Below are 24,709 nucleotides of genomic sequence, written 5' to 3' on the forward strand. Positions count from 1 at the left end.
AGCTTATTCAATGGATTGGATGGCGCTGAAAATTTTGTTTTTTGATTTTTCAAATACTTCGCCCCCAAACTCTTCATTATCTAACGAAAAAATGGTAATATCTTTGACTCCCATGATTCCGAAAATGTGTTTTAGGTAGGCTGTTTGAAAATTGATATGTCCGTTTTTTTCATTTTCTCCGTATCCTGTATCGCCCCGGGCAGATAATATAAATACTTTTTTGTTTTCAAGCAAACCTACGTAGTCGCCATCGGGAGCCCCTGATCTGAATTTCCAGGTTTCATTGATGCGCATTACCTGATCTATATAAGCTTTTAACCCACTTGGAACAGCCCAGTTATACATTGGAGTTCCAATGACATACATATCGTGTTCTTTAAGCTCTTGTACCAGCTCATTGCTTAGCCGTAATGCCTTTTGGTTTTCTTCTGTCCTCTCTGAAGGCTTTTTAAAGGCTCCTGCAATCCAGGATTCGTCAATATTGGGAATACTGTCAATACCTGTTTCTCTGTACGTAAATATATCTGAGGGATATTTGGCTTTCCAGTTTTCAATAAAAAGCTGGGTTAATTTTCGGCTGTAAGACCTCTCATTTCTTACACTGGCGTTAATAATCAATACTTTCATTATGATGAATTTTATAATAACAAAATTCCTGATTATTCATTTCTGAAAAATTGATCTAGTTCAAGAGGATTTATTTTTTTTCCGGATTCGGCTTATAAATTCGGCTGACACGCCTAAATAGGATGCAATTAAATATTGAGGAACTCTGGAGGCAATATCAGGATAAGTATCTAGAAAATCATAATATTTCTGTTCAGCTTTGTACATGTTATTAAATACAATTCTTTTCTCAAGAGTTCCCAGGTAGCCTTCTAAAATAATCCTGAAGTATCTTTCCAGGGAAGGAATTTCCTGCAGCATTTTTTGAAAAGACTGATGACTGATCTGTAAAAGATTTGTTTTTTCTACGGCCTGTATATTGTAAATGGAAGCCTTTTGTTTAGAAAAGCTGGAGATATCGGTTGCCCACCAATGGTCAATAGCTAAAAAAAGAATCTCCTCATTTCCGTTTTCTGAATTGATGCAAAACGCTTTTAAAACACCCGAAACAATATAGCTGTCATAGCGGCAGGTTTCTCCGTTTCTTAAAAGAAATTCACCTTTTTCCAATGTTTTTTCTGTCCAGAAGCTTTTGAAAACAGCTTCTTCTTCGGGACTTAACCTGACATGCTGTGCAATATTCTTAATTAATGTTTCCATTTGAAGTGATTAAAAGGAGAGAAACCTATATAAATGGATTGAGGTGACCACTATAACTGCTAATTTACAAAAATACCTATTATAAAGGCATTCCATGATTTATGAACTGTTATTAATTCTGAGATCCGGGAACACTTTTATTGGGATTTATCGCGTATCTTTGTTTTAAGAGGAAAATGAAGAATTATCTATGGAATCAATATCGGTTTTTGAGATTATTAAAGTAGGAATAGGGCCATCCAGTTCGCATACGATGGGCCCATGGAATGCAGCTTCTGCATTTATTAGAATTATAAAAAGGGAAAGATCAATCGCAGAGGTGAAAGAAGTTTTCCTTGAATTTTTTGGCTCTTTAGCTAAAACCGGAATCGGACATGGGACGGATATTGCCGGAATGCTTGGACTGAATGGAGAAGATTTCAAAACAATAGACACAACAAAGATCGATGAGAAAGTCGATAAGATAAAAAATACCCAGATCCTGAATCTGGGTGGCGAAAAAGAAATTCCTTTTGTGTACGGACATCACCTGATCCTGAATATGGAAAAATCACTTGATTTTCACCCAAACGGAATGATCTTTAAAGCTGTTTTTGAAGACGGCACCGAGCTTGTTCAGGATTTTTATTCTGTAGGAGGCGGTTTTATTGCCAGCCAGGAAAAAAATTCCATAGAAAAGCACTGCGTCCGAACATTATATCCTTGCCATCACGGTTCGGATATTGTGAAATACTGTGAAAAATTAGGATTTAAAAGATTTTCAGATCTGATCCTGATTAATGAAGAAAGCTGGAGATCCCAGGAAGAAACCAGGCAGGAAGCACTGAATATCTGGAAGAATATTAAAGAATGTATCTACAAAGGCGTCAATAAAGAAGGCATTCTTCCAGGTGGTTTAAATGTGACCAGAAGAGCTGCAGGCATCAACAGAAAGCTTTTAGGAGACAAGATCTATAGAAATATCGATGAATGGTTTAAATTGGTGGTCGATGCAGAAGAGAATTTCACCAATATCAATAAATGGATTGCTTGTTTTGCTTTGGCAGTGAATGAAGAAAATGCGAGCTTCGGAAGAATCATTACAGCACCTACCAATGGAGCCAGCGGTGTTATTCCGGCAGTTTTAATGTATTCGCAGGCATTTACAGAATGTATCAGCGAAGATGATATCGTAAGGTTTTTACTGGTTGCCGGAGAAATTGGAACTTTATTCAAGAAAAATGCAACCATTTCTGCTGCAATGGGTGGATGCCAGGCTGAAATCGGAGTTTCATCAGCGATGGCAGCAGCCGGACTTACAGAGATTTTAGGCGGAAGTATCGGCCAGGTATTGATGGCGGCTGAAATAGCTATGGAACATCACCTTGGACTTACCTGCGACCCGATCAAAGGATTGGTGCAGATTCCCTGCATTGAAAGAAACACAATGGGGGCCATGAAAGCGATCACAGCAGCTAATATTGCCCTTGAAAGTGATCCTGCTAAAGCAAAAGTAACACTGGATGAAGTAATTCAGACCATGTGGGAAACAGCTTTATCAATGAGTGACCGTTTTAAGGAAACTTCAGAAGGTGGACTTGCCATTGCGGTCAATGTTCCTGAATGTTAAGAAGAAAATGATACTGTTTTATATATAAAATCCTTAGAAATCAATCTAAGGATTTTTTATGATGTATTTAAAGCTTAATAATTTTAAACCATTAAGAGCTATGAAACGATTAAGGAAATTAAGACAAAATCAATTGCTTGTTAAGGACAAGTCAAGCTCAGCTTAGTACTTTTTATCTTAAAATACCTCTGATCCTGTTGGCATTGCTGATCAGTTCTTCAAGGTATTCATAATTTTCTTTTTCTAATGCGGCTTTGAATTTTCGGAGCTGTGTGATATGCTCATTCAGAACATCCAGAACATTCTCCTTGTTTTGCTTAAAGATAGGCACCCACATTTCAGGATGAGATTTTGCAAGACGTACTGTACTGGAGAAACCGGAACTGGCAAGCTGAAAAATGGTCTCTTCTTCCCGTTCCTTTTCCAAAACAGTATTGGCCAGAGCATATGATGTAATGTGTGAAATATGTGAAATATAAGCCGTATGAATATCATGAGCTTCCGCATTCATATAGATCAGGTGCATATCCAGGTTTTCTGCCACTTTTTCAACCAGTTGAAGCGCATCAGGGGCAGATTCCTCTTTATTGCAGATCACTCCGGCTTTTCCAGAAAAACTGTCAGAAACAGCAGATCCTGGACCACTGTTTTCTGTACCCCACATTGGGTGAAATGCTACAAACCTGGAACGTTTCGGATGGTCTTTGACAGCATTTACAATTCCGGCTTTGGTTGATCCCGCATCCATAACGGTCTGTTGGTCTGATATAAGATCCAGAACCTCCGGAAGCAGTTTTCTGGCCGCATCTACAGGAACGGCAATGATGATGAAGTCTGCATTTTTAACTCCATATTCTAGATCCGTGCCGGCATCGATAATATGACGATTCAATGCTTCCGTAATATGCTGCTGATTATTGTCGATTCCGTAGATAAAATCTGCAATGCCTTTTTCCTTTAATTTTAAAGCCATTGAGCCTCCGATTAACCCTGTACCAATAATACTTATTTTCATCTTTTAAAATTTTTTAAAATAAAAAACCCCGTCAAGGACGAGGTTTTTAAGTTATGTTCATAAGAATCCTAGCCCAGTTTTGAGTTAAAAATTCTATAATAATATGTTCCGTTATTGAAATTCACAGAGCGAAGGTATAAAATATTTTTTAAACTCAGGATATTTTTGACTTAATTATTATGGTGCTTCTTTGCCGGCTTAACCTTCAAACTGAAACTCAATATCTGTTTTTCTCTAGAGAACCTTATACCTGATGGATACTAGGCCGCCTTTTTGTACTTTTGTATAACGAGGCCTTTTTGTGAAAAAAAATGATTTCACTGAATCGTATCCATTTTATCATTAAAATCTAATAATATGAATTATCTGAAAAAAATATCATTCATGATATGCTTTGCTGCAGGCATCTGCCAAGCTCAGCAAAAGAATACTGATGCGGATTATAGTTTTAGCGGTCTTATTGACCAAAAAATTCCTGTTGAACTAAATGTCAGCGTTTCAAAGAATGTCGTTTTAGGGAACATCAGATATGTAAAAACTAAAGAAAAGAAACCCATTAAAATAATAGGAACACTGAATTCTGGAAATCATTATCATCTGGAGGAATTTGAAAACGATGGGAATATCAGCGGAATTATTGATGGGGTCTTAAAAAATGGAAAATTAGAGGGAGACTGGTCTTCCACAAAGTCTGACGCCGTTTATCCCATGACACTTGATGTTCAAACTAACGTAAATCCGAAGCCGGAAATATTTTCACCTGTTCCGTCTGATCATTTTGAAGGAACGTATACCTATCAATATGGAGAAAATGGGTATCAGGGAAGTATTACTATTAAAAAGATAAAAGGTCAGATGTATTCCTATGATATTGGCTCTGTGACCAGGGCTCCGGGCAGAAATATTGCAGATGCGTCGGGGGAGGTGATGATTAAAAATAATCAGTTTACTATTGAAATCAATAAATCATGTTCATTCCTCGCTACATTTTATAATGGATTTATATCAATTACATCAGTCCCATCTGAGCAGTCGCGTGATTGTGAGTTTGGACTGAATGCAACGTTAGAAGGAACTTTTCTTAAAGTGAAATAGATTCGTGAATTAACACAAAATAAACTTATTGAATCACTCCCGGAAAAATAAAAACCAACTTTTAAAAGTTGGTTTTTATTATAGAATGCACCAATGAGCCACCCTACATAGTTGCATTATCATGAAGATTAACTAGCTTTGTTACAGAGCAGTAAATCAATATCACGGCAAAATACAATGATCATGAAGAATTGTTTTTATACTTTACTGGTAGTAATTGCTGCCATACATTGGAGTAATGCGGAAACTTTCACACCCGAAATTGGAAAGCATCAGCTTCCTGCTTCTTTACAGGTCATATCATCTGATACGGTAAAGATCAAAGAATCTTTCAGAGAAAATGATATTGCCGTCAACGAATATTTAACAGACAGGCTGAAACCGATCCGAGCCAATTTTAAAAGAATCAATTCCATTACTCAATGGAGTTCCATCAAAAAGAAAGACATAGAAGGGGAATCCGCAGAAGGCGGGGAAGCTGTATTTTATGAACAGAAAGGGCGCTTAGAAAAAATAACGGCAAGACTTTACGGAGAAATGGGGCAGGTACTTACCGAATATTATCTGCTTAACGGACATTTGTCTTTTGTTTTTGAGAAGATATATACCTACAACCGTCCGATGTTTTATGATGTCAAAGTCATGAAAGAAAATCATGATACGGAAGCTTTTGACTTTAAAAAATCAGAGGTTGAAGAAAACCGGAATTATTTTGAAAAAGGAAAATTGGTTCATGTAACCAATAGTCTGGATTGTGGTGCACCTTTCAGCAGTGATTATATTGAAGGAGAGCAGAAAAGAATTTTTGAGGCATTTCAAAAACTTCTAAAACTCAGGAAGGAAAAATAATGTAACAATATAACAATGTACCAGTTTATCAATCATTTAATCAGGCCGGATACTACAAATATCTATTATAATACCCTGGGATTATTCTATTGTTACATTGTTATACTGCTACATTGTTATATTAATTCTATGGGTTCGAGATAATCAGTGTCGAAGGAATATCAGACAGCCAAAGGCTCTTAGTATCGATCAGGTTTTTCCAGCTTTTGCTGCTCACCAGCATCAGATCCTGCGAGTTCAGGAATTCTTTCTCGATCTTTTTCTCGTTATATAAAGTGATATGATTCGGGGCTACCTGTTCAATGCTTCTGATCAGTTCTTTCACCTCGATATTATTGCGGATCTGTCCGGCCGCATCCAGAATGATGATCTGGGAATTGTTATTGTTGATCAGTCTTTTAGCATATTCCAACAGATAAAAATCGCTGAGGTTGAACATAGGGATAAATACTTTATCTGCAGATTTGAAATCTTTTTCTACCAGAATTCCTACCGGAATATGGGTCTTATCAAGGATCTGGAGGGTAAAATCGTCAAAAGGAGAATTGTTGAAAATATTTCCTTTACCTTTTACCGTGTTCAGAAGTTTTTCCGGGTTAATGATCTTTGTCGTAAATCCTAGCAGCCTTCCCAGTAAACTTCCTTCATACATAGATTTGCCGAGCATAATCAGAAGAAGGTCGTAATTTCCTTTATTTGAAATGCCTGCAAGGTCACTTTCAATATCCGTGGAAGCTTTGAAAAGAGTAGTGACTTCAAGTTTTAGGTCGTGAGAAGTTTCAATAACGTTTTTAAACTGTGCATCTTCATATTCATTGATATCATAAGCGTGCATTTCATCTACCGGAGCAATATTCATGGCTGTGATACTTTTGTTGCCGTTCATTTTGTTGGTGAAATCATGGGCTAGCTTCAGCAGTGTGCTTCCGGATTCAGGCTTATCAAAAGACAGCAGTACACGGTATTTTGAATCGTTATTGCCGGGACTATCTTCATCTGAGCTTTTTTTAGATTTAAAAATAAAATTAATAAAGTCTAAAGCCGGTCCTGTCATAAAAGTGGTAAACAAAGCCATGATCACCAGCATAGCAAAGATCTCTGGACTTAATACTCCAAGATCATACCCGATGTTCAGGACAATAAGCTCCATTAATCCTCGGGTATTCATCAGGGCACCAATCGTTAAACTTTCCTTCCAGTTGATTCCGACGAACCGTGCGGTAAGTGCGCTTCCTATAAATTTACCGGTAACAGCTGTTAAAATGATAAACCCTGCCGTCATCCACAAATGACTGTCATTTAATAGCCCGATTTGTGTACGGAGACCTGTAAATACAAAGAACAATGGAAGAAGAAGCACTAAAGCCACATCTTCAACCTTATCGATGAAAAGGGTACGGAATTTTGCATTTTCCGGCATAATAGCTCCTGCCATAAATGCCCCGAATAATGCATGGATACCAATAACTTCAGTAGCATATGCAGAAAGAATAAGTGTCAGGAAGAAAATAGCGACCATTGGCTTGCTGATGGTGTTTTTACCCGCCTGAAGATCTCCGATCCTTTTCAGGAACGGTCTTACAATTTTAATCATTAAAAAGACATAAGCGACAGCCATAATGATCACATAGATGGAACTGGCAAAAGAGCCTGCTTTTACAATGGCAATAACAGCTGCAAGAATACACCATGCTGTAATATCATCTGCTGCAGCACAGGTAATAACGATTGTTCCCAGTTTGGTTTTCTGAAGATTTCTCTCCTGAACAATTCTGGCGAGTACCGGAAATGCGGTAATACTCATTGAAATTGCTATGAACAGGGCAAATGAGGTAAACTGAATACCTTCCGGTGCAAATTCCTGATATACAAAATAAGAAAGCCCGATACCCAGTGCAAAAGGAATAATGATACTTGCATGGCTGATTACCACTGCATCATGTGCTTTTTTTCTCAACACACTAAGATCAAGCTCCATCCCTACGATATACATAAACAGGATAAGGCCTATCTGACTTAAAAACTGTAGGTTACCTAAAGATTCTTTCGGGAAAAGAAAAGCTGAGAACTCAGGGAAGTACATACCCAGCAATGAAGGGCCTAGAACAATCCCCGCGATCATTTCACCAATTACCGTAGGCTGCTTGATTTTCATACAGATCCACCCGAAAAGCCTGGCGACAAGGATAATGGTGACGATCTGTGCCAGAAGAAGTGCGAGCGGATGATGAAGATTTGCTTTAAAAGATTCCTGGAAATTTTCCCAGGTAGAGCCCGTGTTGGTTTTTGTTACTATATTTTCCTTGATCTCCAGCGTCTGTCCCTCTATGATGAAGAAGTACATCAGACAGGAAAAAAAGGCGATGGTGGCTATGTAAAAAATTAAATTTCTGTATTTTCCCCAGTTCATGATTCCTAATATTTTAATGCAAAGTTGATAAGAATATATTGATGTTAAATACTATTCTTTTTAAAATGTAATAAATGTTCTAAAAAATGTAATAAAAACCGGAAGAGGTTGGGAAGCTGGAAAAGGGAGGTCGGACGTTATTGTTGAGAACTTATTTTAATATCTATTTTAAAATTTGATTTCCTACCCTTGTCAAGGTTCAAAACCTTGACAAGGGTAGCTAGTATAAAGCAGCTCTGGAAATTAATAAAACTGTATTTCAGTTATGTTTCAGACCTCAATAACTTCACTCTCCGGGCCTCCATCTTCTTTACTTCAAAAAAGTCTATCTGAACGAATACCCCAATCCGATTCCAACTTTCCAGGTTCCGCTTTCTGCGGCTGTTTTTGTATTATAATAGACGGGTATCTGAAGAGCAATTTTTTTATAAACTACCGTAAGACCAGCTCCCAGATTAGGCGTAACCGGGCTGTTTTTGGTTCCGGGAGAATGGTCCTCTTTGATCCGGAGTGAAGGAAGCATTCCGGCAATAAGTTTAAGGCCTTTATGGGTAAAGCTCATATTAGGGCCTGTAAAGTTGATAAAAGCTCCATGATCTACATATCCGGCCACTACAATTCCATCAAAAAAGGAGGCCTTGACCTTTGGACCAGATTCCTGGGAAAAGCAAAGTCCGGATATGAGAATTCCTACTGCATACATAATGTTTTTCATTATAAAATCATTTAATCTGCAACAAAAATACGCTGTACAGCTAATGTAAAGTGGGAGGGTGTAATGAAACCACCAGATTCTGCAATGAAACCTTAAATGTCTGAAAGATCTACTTTCCGAACAATTCCATTAATGAATGTTTATAAGCTTCTCCGATCTGGAGCTTAAGAAAATTATCGCCATCCGATTGAATTGTAGTAATAATTTCGTTGGTAGAAAACACTTTGATGGAAGACAGGGCAATAATCTCTTTTTTATTCACCTGTGCGAAATCCTTTGGAGGAAGCATTTCAAGGAGGTTTTTAAAGCTGAGGTTTTTTAAGACGATCGTGGTTCCGTCATTCAGAATAATATCTTTGTCGCGGCTATCGATTTCTGAGGTTTTAATATAAGCGATCTGTTCAGTAAAAATCACAGTTCTGCCGATATTGGTGTTCCATTCAATCAAATCCTTTTTATGAGGAATGTCTACCAGTTCTTTTGCTTTTTCAAAGGCCTGAATCAGTCTTTCTTTTTTGATGGGTTTTCTGACATAATCGACTACATTGAGGTCGAAAGCTTCTGCTGCATATTCTTTGTAAGCGGTCGTGAAAATGATTTTTTTGGAACCGGAAATGAGCTCTGCCACTTGGAGTCCTGTCATACCCGGCATTTCAATGTCCAGGATGCAGAGGTTACAGTCGATATTGTCTATTTCGCTCAGGAAAATTTTAGGATCATTGAATGCTTTTACGACTTCTACATTTTCGATCTGTTCGCATAGAAGTTTTAAATAGCTGATTGCCAGCAGTTCATCATCGAGAATAACGCATTTTATCATAGAACTCTCCTAAATTGATTTGTAATTCTGCCGTGAAGATACCGTTTTTCGAACTTTTTTCCAGCTGGTAATGATTGCTGTAAATCATTTTAAGCCTTTGATCCAGTGACTGGCTTCCGAAACCGCTGTTTTCCTTTTCAAGAATATTTTTCAATGAAGCTTTGTTGCTTACTTTCATGGTGAAAATGCTGTTTTCAAGCTCCAGATAGATTGAAATAAAAGAATCCTGGGCCAGAAAATCAGTATGTTTAAAGGCGTTTTCAATAAGATCAACGGAGATCAGCGGGGCAAAGACTTTTTCTTCATATACCACATCAGACTTATTGATCTTTGATTTGATCCTGAAATCAAAAAGAGGATTGATCTTTATTTTATTGATTTCGATGAGGCTTAGGGCGAAGTTTAGTTCTTCTTTGGGGCTGACAAATTTATTGTTGCTTTCATACAGGATATAATCCAGAACATTCGCAAGTTTATCAAGAGACATATAGGTTTGATAAGCATGCGACTGCACAGAATTAAGAATATTTTTAAACAGATGGGGGTTCAGTTTCGTACCGATATGTTCCAGCTGAACCTCATTCAGTTTCTGTTCGATAATCCTGTTGGTTTCGGAAAGGCGGATATTTTTCTTCTTAATCCTGCTGTTTTGGCTGAAAAGGTAAATACTGACCGTAAGCAGGAAGAAAATAGCAAAAACTCCAATGAATATCAGATAATCGTGGATCATGTAGTAATTGCCTTCCATAAAAATAGCTTTAATGATCTTCTACAAATTTAGTAAAAGATCTTTAGGATTATTTCAGTTTTTTCAGACTGTTTACATTAACCGTTTCCTCACACTTTTCAAAGGTGATCTCATAAGAAGGATTTTTCTCAGGATAGGTCAGAACATAGTCAGGACAAGGCTTCTTCTGTGCGTGACTTCTGTCGAAATCTATTTTTCCTTTGGTAATGATACTGTCTTTTATAAATTTTTCATCAATTTTATACGTACTCATCCCGTTTTTAACGTCTTCAGAATACTTGAATTCTTTGGACAGGGTTTCTGCAATCACACGGCTGTTGGGAAGATATCCGCTGCAGCTCGCCCCTTTTTTGTTTAGAATAAAAAATACAAGAATCAGACCCGGAATAAGGCCTATTAAAAAGAATTTAACTTTTTTCATTAGAAAATTAAAAGATTGATATCATGGTAAGTAAGTCCGAAACGGTCGCAGATCACTTTTTTGGTGTGTCTTCCTTTGTACATATACAGGCTCTGCTTCATTTCGTTTTTGCGGATCAGCATATTTTCGAAACCTCCTTCTTCATCGTAATTCAGGATATAGGAAAGGAAGAAATTGGAAATCGCTTTTGTAGTCGTTCTTGGCATTCTGGACGTAAGATTCGGAAGTCCGCAGTGGATTACACCGTGTTTGATAATATAAGGATTATCCATGGTCGTAAGCTCAGAGGTTTCGATTACCTTGCCGTTGTCGATCGTAATATCAATAATTACACTTCCTTTTTTCATTTTTGCGACCATTTCTTCAGTAACGATCGGGGTCATATTCAATCTTGGAAGGGCACCGATAACAACATCTGCACGTCTTAAAGCTTTGCTCAATTCTTTCGGATCAATAATGGAAGTCGGAACACGGCTGTCTACTAAGGTATGAAGCCTTCTCAACTTTGAAAGTGAATTATCAAAAACCCTTACACTGGCTCCAAGTCCGATGGCAGCTTTCGTGGCAAATTCGCCTACGATACCGGCTCCTAAAATAACAACTTCTGCCGGTCTTACTCCTGTAATGCCACCCAGCATTAAGCCGTTTGACAGAGCAAGAAGTTCTGACGCATATAAAATAGAAACTGTCCCTGCAATTTCACCGATCAGTCTTACTAAGGCAAGCTGCTTATACTCATCTACGATAAATTCAAAAGCAATGGCATTGATCTTTCTCTCTGCAAGTTTTAAGAAATAATCTTTGTCCCTCAAGTTGATCTGAAGAGCTGAAACCAAATACGTATTGGGTTTCATATAGTCTATTTCTTCTTCTGTAGGAGGGTTGACCTTTAGGATAAGATCCTGTCCGAAAGCCTCTTTGGGATCATTGGTGATCTTCGCCCCGGATTCAGAATACTGAAGATCTGTAAAAAAAGAACCTTCTCCGGCACCTGCTTCTATAATAAGCTCGTGACCGTGTTCTACCAATACCTGTACTGCATCCGGAGTAATGCATGTTCTCCTTTCGTTAAGACAGGTCTCCTTAGGAATTCCAATGCTGAACTGTTTTCCTTTCTTTATAACCTCCAACTTTTCTTCCTTCGGCATCAATTCTTCTTCAGTGAAAGGAGTAAAAATATTTGTAGTACTCATTCTTTAATTAAATTAGGTCTTACAGGTTGTTATTTTACAATGAATTAATAAGCAAAGATACATAATATTTACTCGAATGAAACTTCTCTTTCGTCCCCTGTATTCACGATGCTCATTGTGTGGTAGTTAAGCCCGTGGAGCTCTTCTTCATACACTTCCGGCCATTCTATGATGCATAAAAAAGCATTATCCAGGTATTCTTCGATGCCAATGTCGTACGCCTCTTCAATGTTTTTTAAACGGTAAAGGTCAAAATGATAAATTTTTCCTTCCGGTGTGCTGTACTCGTTGACAATAGAGTAGGTAGGAGAATTGACTTCATCATTACTTCCCATATTTTTAAGAAGAAACTGAGTAAATGTTGTTTTTCCTGCACCCAGGTTTCCCTTTAAAAGAAGAATGTTATGCTTTAAGTCAGGAATAATCTTATCGACAACTTCCTGCCAGTCTTTGATCTCTTGTATAGTGAACTGCATAAAAGTAATTTGTGCAAAAATAAGCAATTTAGTTGGAGACTGGGAAGGTTTGAGAGTTGGAGAGTTTTAGGGGGGAGTGTGGAAATGTGATAGAGTGGCGGGTTGTTGTGGGAAATATGGTTTTTTGTTTGTTAATTGTAGAAATATTTGTTTTTCATATTTAATATAGTCATTGTTAAACTCTGAAAAACTCTCAAACCCTAAAACTCTCCTACACTCCAACTCTAAAACACTCCGACTCGAATGCAAAACACTTTCTCCATCTCTATAAATTTACTTATTTTTACACTATGATTTCCAAACAGACCATAGATAAAATTTTCTCAACGATACGGGTAGAAGAAATAGTGGGAGAGTACGTTCAGCTGAAAAGAGCAGGGTCTAATTTTAAAGGACTCAGTCCTTTTCATGAGGAAAAATCTCCGAGTTTTGTCGTTTCGCCCAGTAAGCAGATCTGGAAAGATTTCTCAACAGGAAAAGGGGGAACGGCCATTTCTTTCCTTATGGAAATCGAGAATTTCACCTATCCTGAAGCCCTTCGTCACGCCGCTAAAAAGTATGGAATTGAAATTGAAGAAGATCAGCGGGAATTTTCTGAAGAGGCAAAACATGCACAGACGGAAAAAGATCAGCTGTATAAGATTCATGAGGTTGCCAACTCCTATTATCAGGATATTCTTTGGGATTCGGAAGAAGGAAAAAGTATTGGTCTGGCTTACTTCAGAGAACGTGAGCTTAAGGATGATATCATAAAGAAATTCCAGCTCGGATATTCACCGGAAAAGAAAAATGCCTTTACAGTGTATGCTGAAGAAAAAGGGTATTCGAAGGAAATCCTTGAGAAATCAGGACTTTCCATATTTCCTGAGAATACACCTTCCGGGATCGACCGTTTCCGGGAAAGGGTTATTTTCCCGATTCACAGTTTTTCGGGAAGGGTTTTAGGGTTCGGAGCCAGAATTCTTAAAAATAACGTCAAAACGGCCAAGTATCTGAATTCTCCGGAAACGGAAATTTACCATAAGTCTAATGTACTTTATGGCTTAAATCAGAGTAAACAGGCTATTTCACGAAAAAATATCTGCCTTCTTGTAGAAGGTTATATGGACGTGATTGCCCTTCATATGGCAGGGATTGAGAATGTAGTGGCGAGCTCCGGAACGTCTCTGACAACAGAGCAGATCAAACTCATCAAAAGACTTACTGAGAATGTAACGATTCTTTTTGACGGCGACAATGCGGGGATCAAAGCCAGTTTCAGAAGTATCGACATGCTTCTGACCGAAGGTATGAATATCCGTGTCCTGCTGTTTCCGGATGGTGATGACCCGGATTCTTTTTCCAGAAAACATCCGCAGGAATATGTTGAGAAATTCATTGAAAATGAAGCGAAGGATTTTATTGATTTTAAAGCTGAAATTCTTTTAAGGGAAGTCGGAAATGATCCGATTAAAAAAGCTGAAGCGATCAGAGATATTGTAAAATCCGTAGGTTTTGTGCAGAATGCTTTAAAAAGAGAAGTTTATCTGAAGGAGGTTTCCAATAAATTCGGACTTTCGGAGCAGAGTCTTTTCAATGAGCTGGATGTTCAGAAACAGATCACACAGAACCAGCATCAGCATGTTCAGCAACAGAAAGAAAAGGTTCAGCCAAAACTGGAGATTGTACCTTTGAATGAGGAAAAGGAAGATCCTTATCTGTACGATGTTCTGTTTATGGAAAGCAAACTTGTAGACCATATGCTGATGTTCGGAGATATCGTTCTGAAAAGAACCAATGAAAAAAATGAGGAATACCAGATCACGGTTATTGAAGAAATCCTGATGCATTTTGAAGAAGAGCAGTACAGTTTTTTAGTAAAAGGCAATGAAATTATCATTGATCAGGTAAAGGAAGGTATTCAGAAAGACGAGCTGAGAAGCGGGAACTTTTTTGTGACATTCATGGATGAAGAGATCACCACTAAAGTAGTGGATGCTCTGATGCCTCCTGATGAATTGGAGAACTGGGGTTCCAGAAACATTTATCCTCCCAATTACGGCGACAAAATAGCAGAACAGGTGCAAGGTGATGTTCTGTTGCACAAATACAGGTATATAGATTATCTGATTAAAGAAACAGCGCGACAGTTGGATGAATACAGAGGCTCTGATGAGACAAAGTATTATGAACTGATTAAAAAGATCACCCTGTTGAAACAAGCATCTATCAGATTGAGCAATATTATTGAATATTCACCGATCAAAGGAATCTACATTGATAGGAAACGATAAATTTACAGACATAATACTGATGATCAGACGGCTATTCTGTGACAAAAAGTCCTATAAAATTTTAGGAATAAAAGTTGTAATTTAAACTTCGAAAAAAATATTTAATAATACATAATAGAAATATGGACATTAAAAAAGACTTCAGAGATTTCTCTGTAAAACATTTAGGAAACAGCGGTCTGGTTACCGATCAGTATATGGGAATGTATGGTCCAACGAATCTTACGCCATATATCATGGAAGAAAGAAGATTAAACGTTGCCCAGATGGACGTATTTTCGCGTCTGATGATGGACAGAATTATCTTCTTAGGAACCGGAATTGACGATCAGGTTGCGAACATCGTAACCGCACAGCTTTTATTCTTAGAAAGTGCAGATCCATCGAAAGATATCCAGATCTACATTAACTCTCCGGGCGGAAGCGTTTATGCAGGTTTAGGAATCTATGACACGATGCAGATCATTAAGCCAGATGTGGCTACAATCTGTACAGGAATGGCAGCTTCAATGGGAGCGGTTTTACTTGTAGCAGGAGAAAAGGGAAAACGTTCTGCGCTTAAGCATTCAAGAGTAATGATTCACCAGCCTTCAGGAGGTGCTCAGGGAGTAGCTTCAGATATGGAGATCAACTTAAGAGAAATGTTGAAATTGAAGCAGGAACTTTACGAAATCATTGGTCACCACTCAGGGCAGACTTACGAATGGGTAGAGAAGTCTTCTGACAGAGATTACTGGATGACTTCTGAAGAAGCAAAAGGCTACGGAATGGTAGACGAAGTTTTACAGAGATCTACAGAGAAAAAATAATTTCCTTTTTAGGAATAATTGAAAAACGCACTGATTCGGTGCGTTTTTTTGTTTTACCACAAAAGAGACAAAAGTTTTTAAACACTTTAGTTGTTTTGAGTTTAAAAGCTTTGAAGAAAAAGATCACTTAAGTCTTATGAAAATCAAAGATTTTGATATTGACGAAAACTTCGTCGGTTCATATTCCCCTCTAGTGGGGGGTGGCAAAAATTCAGAGAATTTTTGACGGGGTGGTTAAAAACGATTAACAATGAATACTCTTTAGAATGTATTGTTAAAATACAATTATTATTAAATTCAAGATCAGTTTACAATCAATGTATATTTTCGCGGCATAAAAGTAATTATGAAAAAACTGCTGTTATCGGCGATCGTATTCACAGCGCTTGCATCATGTAAAGATGATGACAACCATATGAATAACCAGGATATCAATTATGCTAAACTTCCCCAGGAATTTCCCTTCTCCAAATTAGTAACGGTCAATGGTGTAGATGTAATTAACGGCGGCTTTGGTTCAGGTGCAGCGGCACATCCGACCAGAAAAGGAGAGTTTTATGTGATCACCGATCGTGGCCCGAATACAGACTACCTGAATGGGAAGAAATTTTCGGCCCCGAATTTTACGCCTACCATCATGCATTTTAAGATCAATGCAGAAGGAAATATCGAGGTCATTAAATATATTAAACTTAAGAATCCTTCCGGCCAACCGATTACAGGCTTACCCAATCCTGCAGGAATGGGAAGTACTGGTGAAACGGCCTATGATTCATCAGGAAATGTTTTAGGAACAGATAATTACGGACTGGACAGCGAAAGTATTGTGGCAGCAGCAGACGGAACGTTCTGGGTTTCGGATGAATATGGACCACATATTGTTCACTACAATGCAGATGGGGTAGAACTGGAAAGAATAAGTCCGATAGGTGTTAATACAGGACCACGTAAACTTCCTGCCGTTTTAGCCAAAAGAAGAGCTAACAGAGGAATGGAAGGCTTGTGCATCACTCCGGACGGCAAAACACTGGTAGGAACGATACAGTCTACCATGTATGTTCCAACAAAGGCTCTGGCAACCAATACAACTTTAACAAGAATTGTAACCTTCGATATTGCAACGGGACAAACGAAACAGTATCTGTATAAACAAAATGGCGGTGGTTCAGACTCGGTTTGTGATATTACAGCCATCAGCAGTACAGAATTCCTCGTGATCGAAAGAGACGGGAATTACGGTTCGCAGGGTGGCACTAAAAAAGTATACAGGATTAATATAACCGGCGCTTCAGATGTAAACGGAACCGATATTACAGCCGTTGACGGAATGAAGATTAACAATAAAACTTTAGAACAGTCTACCTGGGATGAAATTACAAATGCTGGAATCAAGCCGGTGTCCAAAATTTTAGCCGTGGATTTGGTGGCAAAATTAGGATATGAGCATGATAAATTTGAAGGAATCGTTTATTTGGGAAATAATAAACTGGCCGTCTTCAATGATGATGATTTTGGAATCTTAGATGACGGAAACGGAAATCCAAAAGCCAAGATTCTTCCTAAAACCGGAAAAGTAGACAAAGGAACAATGTATGTAGTCGATATTCAATAATTAGATTTTTTTAAGAAAGCGGCGGCATCGAAGATGCCGCCGCTTTTGATTGTATATTTTTAAATTAAATAGGAATGGATTTTAGCCAAAACCTATGAGTTGAATCCCTCAATAATCTTAGAAAAGTCCTCCAGTTTTAAAGCCGCACCTCCGATTAATCCACCATCAATATCCGGTTGAGAGAAAATCTCCTTAGCATTGTCAGGCTTCACAGAACCTCCGTAAAGAATAGAAACCTCGTCAGCAACTTCCTGTCCGTATTTTGCAGCGATGATACTCCTGATATGTGCGTGGATTTCCTGAGCCTGCTCCGGAGAAGCTGTTTCCCCTGTTCCGATCGCCCAAACCGGTTCGTAAGCGATCACCACTTTTTTGATCTCTTCCGCAGAAAGCGTGAAAAGAGCAACTTCAGTCTGGTTTTTCACCACCTCGAAATGCTGTCCCGCTTTTCTCTGTTCAAGCGTTTCACCATTACAGTATACAGGAATCAGGCCTTTGTCAAGTGCTAATTTTATCTTTCTGTTGCAGTGAGAATCTGTTTCACCGTGGTACTGTCTTCTTTCAGAGTGCCCGATCAATGAACCTGTTACATCAATAGATTCCAGCATATCTGCAGAAAGTTCACCGGTATAAGCACCGCTTTCATGCTCGCTCATATCCTGAGAAAATACACCGATCTCATCCTTTTCGAAGATATCTTTAGCCATCATCAGATATAAGGAAGGCGGCGCAATCCATACTTCGCAGTTGGTGGTGTTATTGTTTTTATAGCTCAGTAATTGAATCATCAACTGTTGTGCGTCAATGACATTTTTATTCATTTTCCAGTTTCCTGCAACTATTTTTCTTCTCATAGTCTTATTAAAATGTTATTTGTTGATATTATATTGCAAATTTATTAAGTAATAATCTGCACGATATTATTTAGTAATTCCCTCTAGTTTAAACATGAAAGCATACACCAGAGAAATATCCTTCAGATAATCAAATCTTCCCGATGCACCACCATGGCCGTAATCCATATCAGTTTTTAATAATAATACGTTTTTGTCAGTTTTCATATCCCTAAGCTTGGATACCCATTTTGCAGGCTCAAAATACTGTACCTGAGAATCATGCAGCCCTGTAGTTACCAAAATGTTAGGATAGTTTTTCTTTTCAATATTTTCATAGGGGGAATATGATTTCATGTAGAAATATGCCTCTTTATTATTCGGATTTCCCCATTCATCATATTCATTGGTAGTCAGCGGAATACTTTCATCAAGCATGGTATTGACAACATCAACGAATGGAACCTGCGAAATAACGCCATTCCATAAATTCGGGCTCATATTCACTACAGCACCCATCAAAAGGCCTCCGGCGCTTCCGCCCTGTGCATAAAGATGTTTTGGTGAGGTATATTTTTCCTTAACAAGATATTCTCCGGCATCGATGAAATCGGTAAAAGTATTCTTCTTTTTCATCATTTTTCCGTCCTCATACCATTGTCTTCCCATTTCCTGTCCGCCACGGATGTGAGCGATGGCAAAAGTAAAACCTCTGTTCAGAAGGCTCAGTCTAGTACTGCTGAAAGAAGCATCCATCGAGCTTCCGTAAGATCCATATGCATAAAGAAGCAACGGACTCTTTCCATCCTTCTTGAATCCCTTTTTATAAACAATGGAGATTGGGATTTTCGTACCGTCTTTTGCCGTTGCAAAAAGTCTTTCAGTAGTATAATCATCTTTAGCATAACCACCAAGAACTTCCTGCTGTTTCAGTAGTATTCTTTTACCAGTCTTTAAATCCTGCTCAAACTGAGAAACAGGCGTAATCATTGAAGTATACCCGAAACGGAAATTGTCTGTATCATATTCAGGATTTTCCAGTGAAGAAATGGTGTAAGCCGGCTCCTCAAATGTCAGTGCTTCCTTTTTACCGGTCTTTCTGTCATAAATAACCAATTGGGTAAGCCCGTTCTGTCTTTCACTGAAAACCAGATAATTTTTAAAGGCACTTACAGATTGCATTAAAACATCGCTTCTGTGCGGAATGAAATCTTTCCAGTTCTCTACACCTGTCTTATCCAAAGGAGTTTCTGCTATTTTAAAATTAAGCGCATCCTTATTCGTTCTGATCAGGAATTTGTCTTCCAAAGGTGTGATCGTATACAATACATTCTTCATTCTCGGCTGAAAAACCTTGAATGTTCCGTTGGGTTGGTCAGCATCAAGATATCTCGTTTCAGAAGAAGTGGTAGCACCGGAATAGATCAGAAGGTATTTGTGATTTTTGGATTTATATACTGAAATATAATTGGTCTTATCTTTTTCTTCGTAAACTGTCACATCTTTGCCTGGATCGGTTCCCAGCGTATGTTTCTTGATTTTCTCAGACAAAAGGGTTACCGGATTATTCTCTGTGTAAAAAATGGTTTTATTATCATTGGCCCATTCTGCGGAACCTTCTGTATTTTTAATGCCAAGATCGGTCGTTTTCCCGGTCTTTAAATCCTTTAAGAATAAAGTATACTGCCTTCTGGAAACATCATCAACTCCATATACCAGTTTACTGTTGTCAGGGCTGATGCTGAAGCCTGTTGCAGAATAATAAGCATGTCCTTCCGCAAGCTTATCCACATCCAGAAGGATCTCTTCAGGAGCGGTAAGGCTTCCCTTTTTTCTGCAGTATTTAAAATATTGTTTTCCGGCTTCTGTACGGGTATAATAATAGTATCCGTTTTCAAAAACAGGTACAGATTCATCTTTTTCCTTGATGCGGGCTTTCATTTCCTGGAAAAGCTTTTCCCTGAAAGGTTCCGTGTCTTTCATCATGCCTTCCCAGTAATTGTTTTCGGCTTTCAGGTAATCAACGACTTTCGTGGAATCTTTTCCCTTTTTAAAATAATCGATCATCCAGTAATAGGGATCGTTTACTTTATCACCATGAATTTCCCGGATATGTTCCTGCTTTTCAGCGATCGGAGCTTTAAGGGCAGGAAATTTTTGAGATTGTATCGTAGATGCGCTCATAATTAATATTCCCAGATAAAATTTTTTCATAGTATATTTTGCTTTTTGGGTATGGGCTTTATGCCAAATTCCACAGATTTTTCAGAAGCTTGTAGAAAGTATGCTCTTCATCTGTGACTTTATTGTCGGCTTTGATCAGTGTTTTAGCAAATTCTGCGAATTTTACGCGTTCCTCGGCTTTAGAATCATCAAAGAAACATCTTGCGTGGAATTCAAAATGGTCTTTCCATTCTTCAGGTTGTAAAAGAGCCAGGGTTTCCAGTTCATTGTCAAGATTCATTCTGAAAGGAAATTCGTCCGCCATATACTGTTGAATCAGCATCCCTTCTTCAGGAGCAAATTCTCCGTCTACAGAAGAAAGAATCATTAAAAGATGATAGCCGGCGATTGATTTATTTGATTTTTGCATATTAGTAATTCTTTATTAAATGATCTAAATTATTTTGTTCTAAAATTTTATCGAGATATTTTCCTCTGCTGCTGGCTTCCCTTTGATAAGGTGCAAATTTTGAAGCTACTTCGTTAAACTCTTCATTTAATTTCATTAGCTCCTCTTTTTCATCATTGCTAAGTGTCTTTTGAGAAAACAGGGAGTTGAATTGGATGAGTTTCTTTACAATAATTTCCTTTCTTACGATTTCTTCTTCAGTTGAATGGAGAGTACAGATTCCATAAATACCTTTACAATAAGCATCCCATTCATCCTCAAAAATTTCATTTATCTTTTGTTGATCTTCAAGATCATTTTCCGAAATATGATGGTAAGCAAAATTCTTATCGGGATGCTTCATTAAGTCACGAATGAATTTCTCTTTAAATTCAGCTTTATATTGTAGAGAGTTCTCCAGGTTTTTATGCTCCTGAATCAGTTGAATACAATTTTTACTGAAATATTTTTCAGTGATTTCGCTTTGGAATTCATCATTCAGAGATGAAGTGATTTTTATATTTTGAGAAATCACATAAGAGGCATCCGGAACTAAATGGTTTTGAATAAGTATATTAAGTTCATCTTTGGTAATACCTGTTACAGTACAGACCTTATCTTCAGTAATGTAATTTTCGTTAATATATCTCAAATTCTTTTCCATGGCCTTATTTTATATAATCTTTTGCAGGTTGCTTGTCCACAATTTTCCCTTTCTCCAATATCAGTATAAACGGATTGCTTCTCGCGATTGTTTTGATGGCTGTTGCGTCCATCATAGCATTTTTAATGGTTTTAAAAGTGTTATGATCCGTAGAAACACCATAGATCACAGCTCCTTTTTGAGCATTCACTTTAGCTTCAACTTTTTTAATAAGATCAGCAGAAACTTCTTTTGGGTGATAAGAGAATACCAGAACAGCTTTCGGTGCATTGATGATTTCATCCGTCAAATCCATGCCCGTTGGATCTTCAATTTTGAATTTTACGATCTCGGATTTATACCCTTCTTTCGTCAAAACAGATTCATTTTTTCCTTCCTCAATTTTCCATGGAGAACCCTCTGCCCAGTATTTTGTTTCTTTAATATAATCGTCCTGATTAACCTTTAAAACTTCCCCCGTCTTCTGGTTTTTAAGAGAGTAAAAAGTCTTGTATTCTGAAGGATTTTTATTGATCTTTTCCTTTTCAGCTTTTATATTCGTCCCGATCTTATAATCCCGGAAATCGATTAGCGGTTCATGCATGATTCCCTGAGCCATAATGTAAACCATGATCACAGAAAAAAGGCCTAACAGAACATATCTGAACTTGTTGGAAGATTCTTTCGTACCAGTACTGCTGTATTCGTCTTTTTTACGGAATTCCTTTCTGTAAAGTATAAACAGGATAATGAGACCGGCAAGAAGCACAATGTCTTTAATAAAGCTCTGCCATGGCGTAAACTTTATTGCATCTCCAAAACACCCGCAATCTGTTACCACATTGAAGTAAGCAGAATAAAAAGTAAGGAATCCAAAGAAGATACAAAGGGCAATTAACGCTGAAAGAGTGAACTTAAGCTTCAGTTTCAGCAACAGCATAAATCCTAGGAAAAGCTCCAGTACGACCACAATGATCGAGAAGAGAAGCGCGAATTTTTCCAGGAACGGCATATTGAAAACCGGTGGTGCAAAATATTCTTCCATTTTGAAAGAAAATCCTACCAGATCCACAGCCTTTACAAAGCCTGAAAGAATGAAGATAACAGCAATAATAAAGCGTAATAAACCTTTGATCATAGTATTTTATTTTTGAGTTTCGGAACTATTTTCTTTTTCAGAGAACTTGATCAGGCAGAAAACAGCGTAATTCAGCATGTCGAAATAGTTCGCATCCAGCCCTTCAGAAACAATAGTTTTTCCTTGATTGTCTTCTATCTGCTTTGTTCTCAGTACTTTTTGGTAAATAAGATCAGTGATGGAAGAAATTCTCATATCTCTCCAAGCTTCACCATAATCATGATTCTTTTTTTCCATTAAAGCCTGAGCATCATTCGCATATTTGTCGTAAAGACTTAAAACCTCTTCCTTATTTTCATTAAAATCATTCGAAAGTCCTTTTTCAAGTTGAATAAGCCCGATAATAGAATAGTTAACGATCGCGATGAATTCATCCTCTTCACTTTCATCCACCATCTTTTTATCCGTCATCTGCAGCGTACGCACCCTGTTCACTTTGATGTAAATCTGATCCGTAATAGAACTGGGTCTCAAAACCCTCCATGCTGCCCCGTAATCCTGCAATTTTTTACTGAAAAGATCACGACACTGACTGATCACTTTCCCGAACTGTACTGATGTTTTTGACATAAATTCTCTTAATCTCCCAAATATACGAATTCGGTTTTAGGTAGCAGGAATCGGGGATTGATTTTTGTCAGAGTTTGGGTTTTTTGGGTTGGAGAGTTTTAGAGTGGGGAGAGTCGGAGGGTGAGTGGGTTTTATAGTTGTGGGATTCGGGGTGAGAGGGTTTGAGAGTAAGAGAGTTGGTTACTGGTTGTGAGTTGCTGGTTCTTGTCAGGAAATTTTGAAAGGAAGAGATTCTAAATTTAATTTCTATCTAAAAGAGTATTCGTTTCCGAACAAGCCCTTATCAACCAATAACAAACCAGCAACTGACAACCAGTAACTAGCAACTGACAAATAGCAACATTCCACAATAAGTCTTAATTTTGCAGGATATCATCACGTATCAATCATCAATAAGACATGCTTTCAAACTCCGAAACTCTCCGACCCTCAAACGCTCCGACTCTCAAACCTTTCCACTCTATTAACTGCAATGGAAGACTGGTAGAACTTGACATCCCAAAGATTATGGGTATCCTCAATCTTACCCCGGATTCCTTTTCAGACGGGGGGAAATTTAACAGTGAAAAATCAGCGTTGGAGCATGCAGAGACACTTTTGAAAGACGGGGCAGAATTCATCGACATCGGACCGCAATCCACACGTCCGAATGCTGAATTTCTGAGCAGTAAAGAAGAAATAGCCAGGATCGGAAACATAATTTCCCAAATCAAAAAAGAATTTCCGGAAGCATTGATATCGCTGGATACGTTCTATGCTGAAACCGTGAAATTTGGGTTTAATGAAGGAATTGATATGATCAATGATATTTCAGGCGGGCAGTTTGATAATACCATGTTTGAAGTTGCGGGTGAAACAAAACTTCCCTACATCCTGATGCATGTGAACCCATCTTATGAGACGATGCATGACAAAGTGAAATTTGAAGATATTACACTGGAAGTTAATCGTTATTTTTCTAAAAAGAGTACTGAACTTCTCGAAAAAGGAGTAAAAGATATCATCCTTGATCCCGGTTTTGGTTTCGGAAAAACGGTGGAAGATCAGATGAAAATGATCAATGAAACAGAGTATTTGGGTTTTGGGCGATTCCCTTTACTTATCGGAATTTCCAGAAAATCATTTATCTATAAGCCGCTTGGGAAAACTCCTTTGGACATTAATGAGGAAACGCAAAAACTTCATAGGACAGTTTTGGAACAGGGAGCTAAAATCCTGAGAGTACATGATATAGCTGAAACCGCAGTAACCATCAGACAATTTTGCGAAAAAAATAAAAAGTATTAAAAAAGCTTGCTCAATATTAAAAAATGAATACATTTGCAGTATGAATTTTACGAATCAGAAAAATATTATTGTCATTTCTAGCATTATTGTTGTGATTAACAACAGTATAGAAGCGGCAGTGTAAATATTTTAATTAAAATTATATAAGCCGTTTCATATTGAAGCGGCTTTTTTTATTTCAGAATTTATGTATCAGTTATTAACAGTAATTATTATCGTCATTATTATTCCCTTGCGTTGGTGAGAAGGATAGAGTATGACTGTACATATTTGAGCCCTCTCACATCGTGAGAGGGCTTTTTTTATACCCATTTGT

General features: G+C 37.8%; 23 protein-coding genes. 7 read left to right on the top strand and 16 right to left on the bottom strand.

Annotated features, from left to right (window positions below):
* Positions 1-3: 3 nt before the first annotated feature.
* A complete protein-coding gene (locus tag DRF61_RS08970) occupies positions 4-627 on the bottom strand; it encodes an FMN-dependent NADH-azoreductase (RefSeq protein ID WP_202974498.1) in 624 nt (207 codons plus the stop codon).
* Between the two features lie 60 nt (positions 628-687).
* Positions 688-1,266, bottom strand: coding sequence for a Crp/Fnr family transcriptional regulator (locus tag DRF61_RS08975; protein WP_111956130.1), 579 nt, complete (start codon positions 1,264-1,266; stop codon positions 688-690).
* Between the two features lie 190 nt (positions 1,267-1,456).
* On the opposite strand from DRF61_RS08975, the gene DRF61_RS08980 reads away from it, so the two are divergent.
* Positions 1,457-2,875, top strand: coding sequence for an L-serine ammonia-lyase (locus DRF61_RS08980; RefSeq protein WP_111956132.1), 1,419 nt, complete (start codon positions 1,457-1,459; stop codon positions 2,873-2,875).
* 172 nt (positions 2,876-3,047) lie between these two features.
* On the opposite strand, the gene DRF61_RS08985 is transcribed toward DRF61_RS08980, so the two are convergent.
* Positions 3,048-3,890 carry a prephenate dehydrogenase gene (locus DRF61_RS08985; RefSeq protein ID WP_111956134.1) on the bottom strand — a complete coding sequence of 281 codons (843 nt, stop codon included), beginning with the start codon at positions 3,888-3,890 and terminating at the stop codon, positions 3,048-3,050.
* 357 nt (positions 3,891-4,247) lie between these two features.
* Here DRF61_RS08985 and DRF61_RS08990 point away from each other — a divergent pair, with 357 nt between their 5' ends.
* Both DRF61_RS08990 and DRF61_RS08995 read left to right on the top strand, forming a co-directional pair.
* On the top strand, positions 4,248-4,985 hold the full coding sequence (locus DRF61_RS08990) for a hypothetical protein (protein ID WP_111956136.1): 738 nt from the start codon (positions 4,248-4,250) through the stop codon (positions 4,983-4,985).
* 183 nt (positions 4,986-5,168) lie between these two features.
* Positions 5,169-5,834 carry a hypothetical protein gene (locus tag DRF61_RS08995; RefSeq protein ID WP_111956257.1) on the top strand — a complete coding sequence of 222 codons (666 nt, stop codon included), beginning with the start codon at positions 5,169-5,171 and terminating at the stop codon, positions 5,832-5,834.
* 127 nt (positions 5,835-5,961) lie between these two features.
* On the opposite strand, the gene DRF61_RS09000 is transcribed toward DRF61_RS08995, so the two are convergent.
* The 7 genes from DRF61_RS09000 to tsaE form a co-directional block, all read right to left on the bottom strand.
* Positions 5,962-8,244 carry a cation:proton antiporter gene (locus DRF61_RS09000; protein ID WP_111956138.1) on the bottom strand — a complete coding sequence of 761 codons (2,283 nt, stop codon included), beginning with the start codon at positions 8,242-8,244 and terminating at the stop codon, positions 5,962-5,964.
* A gap of 325 nt (positions 8,245-8,569) precedes the next feature.
* On the bottom strand, positions 8,570-8,959 hold the full coding sequence (locus DRF61_RS09005) for a hypothetical protein (protein WP_111956140.1): 390 nt from the start codon (positions 8,957-8,959) through the stop codon (positions 8,570-8,572).
* A gap of 109 nt (positions 8,960-9,068) precedes the next feature.
* Positions 9,069-9,779: a LytR/AlgR family response regulator transcription factor gene (locus DRF61_RS09010; RefSeq protein WP_111956142.1), complete on the bottom strand. Its 711-nt coding sequence runs from the start codon at positions 9,777-9,779 to the stop codon at positions 9,069-9,071.
* Positions 9,754-10,527 carry a histidine kinase gene (locus DRF61_RS09015; RefSeq protein WP_111956144.1) on the bottom strand — a complete coding sequence of 258 codons (774 nt, stop codon included), beginning with the start codon at positions 10,525-10,527 and terminating at the stop codon, positions 9,754-9,756. The genes DRF61_RS09010 and DRF61_RS09015 overlap by 26 nt, the downstream gene beginning before the upstream one ends.
* A gap of 49 nt (positions 10,528-10,576) precedes the next feature.
* Positions 10,577-10,948 carry a hypothetical protein gene (locus tag DRF61_RS09020; RefSeq protein WP_111956146.1) on the bottom strand — a complete coding sequence of 124 codons (372 nt, stop codon included), beginning with the start codon at positions 10,946-10,948 and terminating at the stop codon, positions 10,577-10,579.
* On the bottom strand, positions 10,948-12,141 hold the full coding sequence (locus DRF61_RS09025) for an alanine dehydrogenase (protein WP_111956148.1): 1,194 nt from the start codon (positions 12,139-12,141) through the stop codon (positions 10,948-10,950). Before DRF61_RS09025 ends, DRF61_RS09020 begins: the two co-directional genes overlap by 1 nt.
* Before the next feature lie 68 nt (positions 12,142-12,209).
* Positions 12,210-12,617, bottom strand: coding sequence for a tRNA (adenosine(37)-N6)-threonylcarbamoyltransferase complex ATPase subunit type 1 TsaE (tsaE, locus tag DRF61_RS09030; protein ID WP_111956150.1), 408 nt, complete (start codon positions 12,615-12,617; stop codon positions 12,210-12,212).
* Between the two features lie 290 nt (positions 12,618-12,907).
* Here tsaE and dnaG point away from each other — a divergent pair, with 290 nt between their 5' ends.
* The 3 genes from dnaG (at position 12,908) to DRF61_RS09045 (ending at position 17,311) form a co-directional block, all read left to right on the top strand.
* A complete protein-coding gene (gene dnaG / locus DRF61_RS09035) occupies positions 12,908-14,890 on the top strand; it encodes a DNA primase (RefSeq protein WP_111956152.1) in 1,983 nt (660 codons plus the stop codon).
* 122 nt (positions 14,891-15,012) lie between these two features.
* On the top strand, positions 15,013-15,699 hold the full coding sequence (gene clpP / locus DRF61_RS09040; RefSeq protein WP_047487818.1) for an ATP-dependent Clp endopeptidase proteolytic subunit ClpP: 687 nt from the start codon (positions 15,013-15,015) through the stop codon (positions 15,697-15,699).
* 346 nt (positions 15,700-16,045) lie between these two features.
* Positions 16,046-17,311, top strand: coding sequence for an esterase-like activity of phytase family protein (locus tag DRF61_RS09045; protein WP_111956154.1), 1,266 nt, complete (start codon positions 16,046-16,048; stop codon positions 17,309-17,311).
* A gap of 92 nt (positions 17,312-17,403) precedes the next feature.
* Here the strand turns inward: DRF61_RS09045 and tpiA are convergent, their stop codons facing one another.
* From tpiA to DRF61_RS09075, 6 genes are all read right to left on the bottom strand, one after another.
* The gene (gene tpiA, locus DRF61_RS09050) at positions 17,404-18,165 is read right to left on the bottom strand and encodes a triose-phosphate isomerase (RefSeq protein ID WP_111956156.1); all 762 of its coding nucleotides are present in this window, start codon (positions 18,163-18,165) and stop codon (positions 17,404-17,406) included.
* A 66-nt stretch (positions 18,166-18,231) separates the two neighbouring features.
* Entirely contained in the window at positions 18,232-20,358 is a 2,127-nt protein-coding gene (locus DRF61_RS09055; RefSeq protein ID WP_111956158.1) for a S9 family peptidase, read from the bottom strand.
* A 28-nt stretch (positions 20,359-20,386) separates the two neighbouring features.
* Complete coding sequence (locus DRF61_RS09060) at positions 20,387-20,737, bottom strand: tellurite resistance TerB family protein (RefSeq protein ID WP_111956160.1); 351 nt, start codon at positions 20,735-20,737, stop codon at positions 20,387-20,389.
* Between the two features lies 1 nt (position 20,738).
* Positions 20,739-21,419, bottom strand: coding sequence for a DUF6058 family natural product biosynthesis protein (locus tag DRF61_RS09065; RefSeq protein ID WP_111956162.1), 681 nt, complete (start codon positions 21,417-21,419; stop codon positions 20,739-20,741).
* 4 nt (positions 21,420-21,423) lie between these two features.
* Positions 21,424-22,536: a BT_3928 family protein gene (locus tag DRF61_RS09070; RefSeq protein WP_111956164.1), complete on the bottom strand. Its 1,113-nt coding sequence runs from the start codon at positions 22,534-22,536 to the stop codon at positions 21,424-21,426.
* A gap of 6 nt (positions 22,537-22,542) precedes the next feature.
* Positions 22,543-23,106 (bottom strand): DUF1599 domain-containing protein, encoded by a 564-nt coding sequence (locus DRF61_RS09075; protein ID WP_111956166.1) that lies wholly within the window; start codon positions 23,104-23,106, stop codon positions 22,543-22,545.
* A 399-nt stretch (positions 23,107-23,505) separates the two neighbouring features.
* Between DRF61_RS09075 and folP the strand changes: the two genes are divergently transcribed.
* A complete protein-coding gene (folP, locus tag DRF61_RS09080; RefSeq protein ID WP_444979411.1) occupies positions 23,506-24,393 on the top strand; it encodes a dihydropteroate synthase in 888 nt (295 codons plus the stop codon).
* Positions 24,394-24,709 lie beyond the last annotated feature (316 nt).

The organism is Chryseobacterium lathyri (genome assembly GCF_003290185.1).
Classification (GTDB): domain Bacteria; phylum Bacteroidota; class Bacteroidia; order Flavobacteriales; family Weeksellaceae; genus Chryseobacterium; species Chryseobacterium lathyri.

Coding starts and splice junctions, on each gene's coding strand:
- DRF61_RS08970 (WP_202974498.1), bottom strand. CDS start 627: ATGAAAGTATTGATTATTAACGCCAGTGTAAGAAATGAGAGGTCTTAC.
- DRF61_RS08975 (WP_111956130.1), bottom strand. CDS start 1,266: ATGGAAACATTAATTAAGAATATTGCACAGCATGTCAGGTTAAGTCCC.
- DRF61_RS08980 (WP_111956132.1), top strand. CDS start 1,457: ATGGAATCAATATCGGTTTTTGAGATTATTAAAGTAGGAATAGGGCCA.
- DRF61_RS08985 (WP_111956134.1), bottom strand. CDS start 3,890: ATGAAAATAAGTATTATTGGTACAGGGTTAATCGGAGGCTCAATGGCT.
- DRF61_RS08990 (WP_111956136.1), top strand. CDS start 4,248: ATGAATTATCTGAAAAAAATATCATTCATGATATGCTTTGCTGCAGGC.
- DRF61_RS08995 (WP_111956257.1), top strand. CDS start 5,169: ATGAAGAATTGTTTTTATACTTTACTGGTAGTAATTGCTGCCATACAT.
- DRF61_RS09000 (WP_111956138.1), bottom strand. CDS start 8,244: ATGAACTGGGGAAAATACAGAAATTTAATTTTTTACATAGCCACCATC.
- DRF61_RS09005 (WP_111956140.1), bottom strand. CDS start 8,959: ATGAAAAACATTATGTATGCAGTAGGAATTCTCATATCCGGACTTTGC.
- DRF61_RS09010 (WP_111956142.1), bottom strand. CDS start 9,779: ATGATAAAATGCGTTATTCTCGATGATGAACTGCTGGCAATCAGCTAT.
- DRF61_RS09015 (WP_111956144.1), bottom strand. CDS start 10,527: ATGGAAGGCAATTACTACATGATCCACGATTATCTGATATTCATTGGA.
- DRF61_RS09020 (WP_111956146.1), bottom strand. CDS start 10,948: ATGAAAAAAGTTAAATTCTTTTTAATAGGCCTTATTCCGGGTCTGATT.
- DRF61_RS09025 (WP_111956148.1), bottom strand. CDS start 12,141: ATGAGTACTACAAATATTTTTACTCCTTTCACTGAAGAAGAATTGATG.
- tsaE (WP_111956150.1), bottom strand. CDS start 12,617: ATGCAGTTCACTATACAAGAGATCAAAGACTGGCAGGAAGTTGTCGAT.
- dnaG (WP_111956152.1), top strand. CDS start 12,908: ATGATTTCCAAACAGACCATAGATAAAATTTTCTCAACGATACGGGTA.
- clpP (WP_047487818.1), top strand. CDS start 15,013: ATGGACATTAAAAAAGACTTCAGAGATTTCTCTGTAAAACATTTAGGA.
- DRF61_RS09045 (WP_111956154.1), top strand. CDS start 16,046: ATGAAAAAACTGCTGTTATCGGCGATCGTATTCACAGCGCTTGCATCA.
- tpiA (WP_111956156.1), bottom strand. CDS start 18,165: ATGAGAAGAAAAATAGTTGCAGGAAACTGGAAAATGAATAAAAATGTC.
- DRF61_RS09055 (WP_111956158.1), bottom strand. CDS start 20,358: ATGAAAAAATTTTATCTGGGAATATTAATTATGAGCGCATCTACGATA.
- DRF61_RS09060 (WP_111956160.1), bottom strand. CDS start 20,737: ATGCAAAAATCAAATAAATCAATCGCCGGCTATCATCTTTTAATGATT.
- DRF61_RS09065 (WP_111956162.1), bottom strand. CDS start 21,419: ATGGAAAAGAATTTGAGATATATTAACGAAAATTACATTACTGAAGAT.
- DRF61_RS09070 (WP_111956164.1), bottom strand. CDS start 22,536: ATGATCAAAGGTTTATTACGCTTTATTATTGCTGTTATCTTCATTCTT.
- DRF61_RS09075 (WP_111956166.1), bottom strand. CDS start 23,106: ATGTCAAAAACATCAGTACAGTTCGGGAAAGTGATCAGTCAGTGTCGT.
- folP (WP_444979411.1), top strand. CDS start 23,506: ATGCTTTCAAACTCCGAAACTCTCCGACCCTCAAACGCTCCGACTCTC.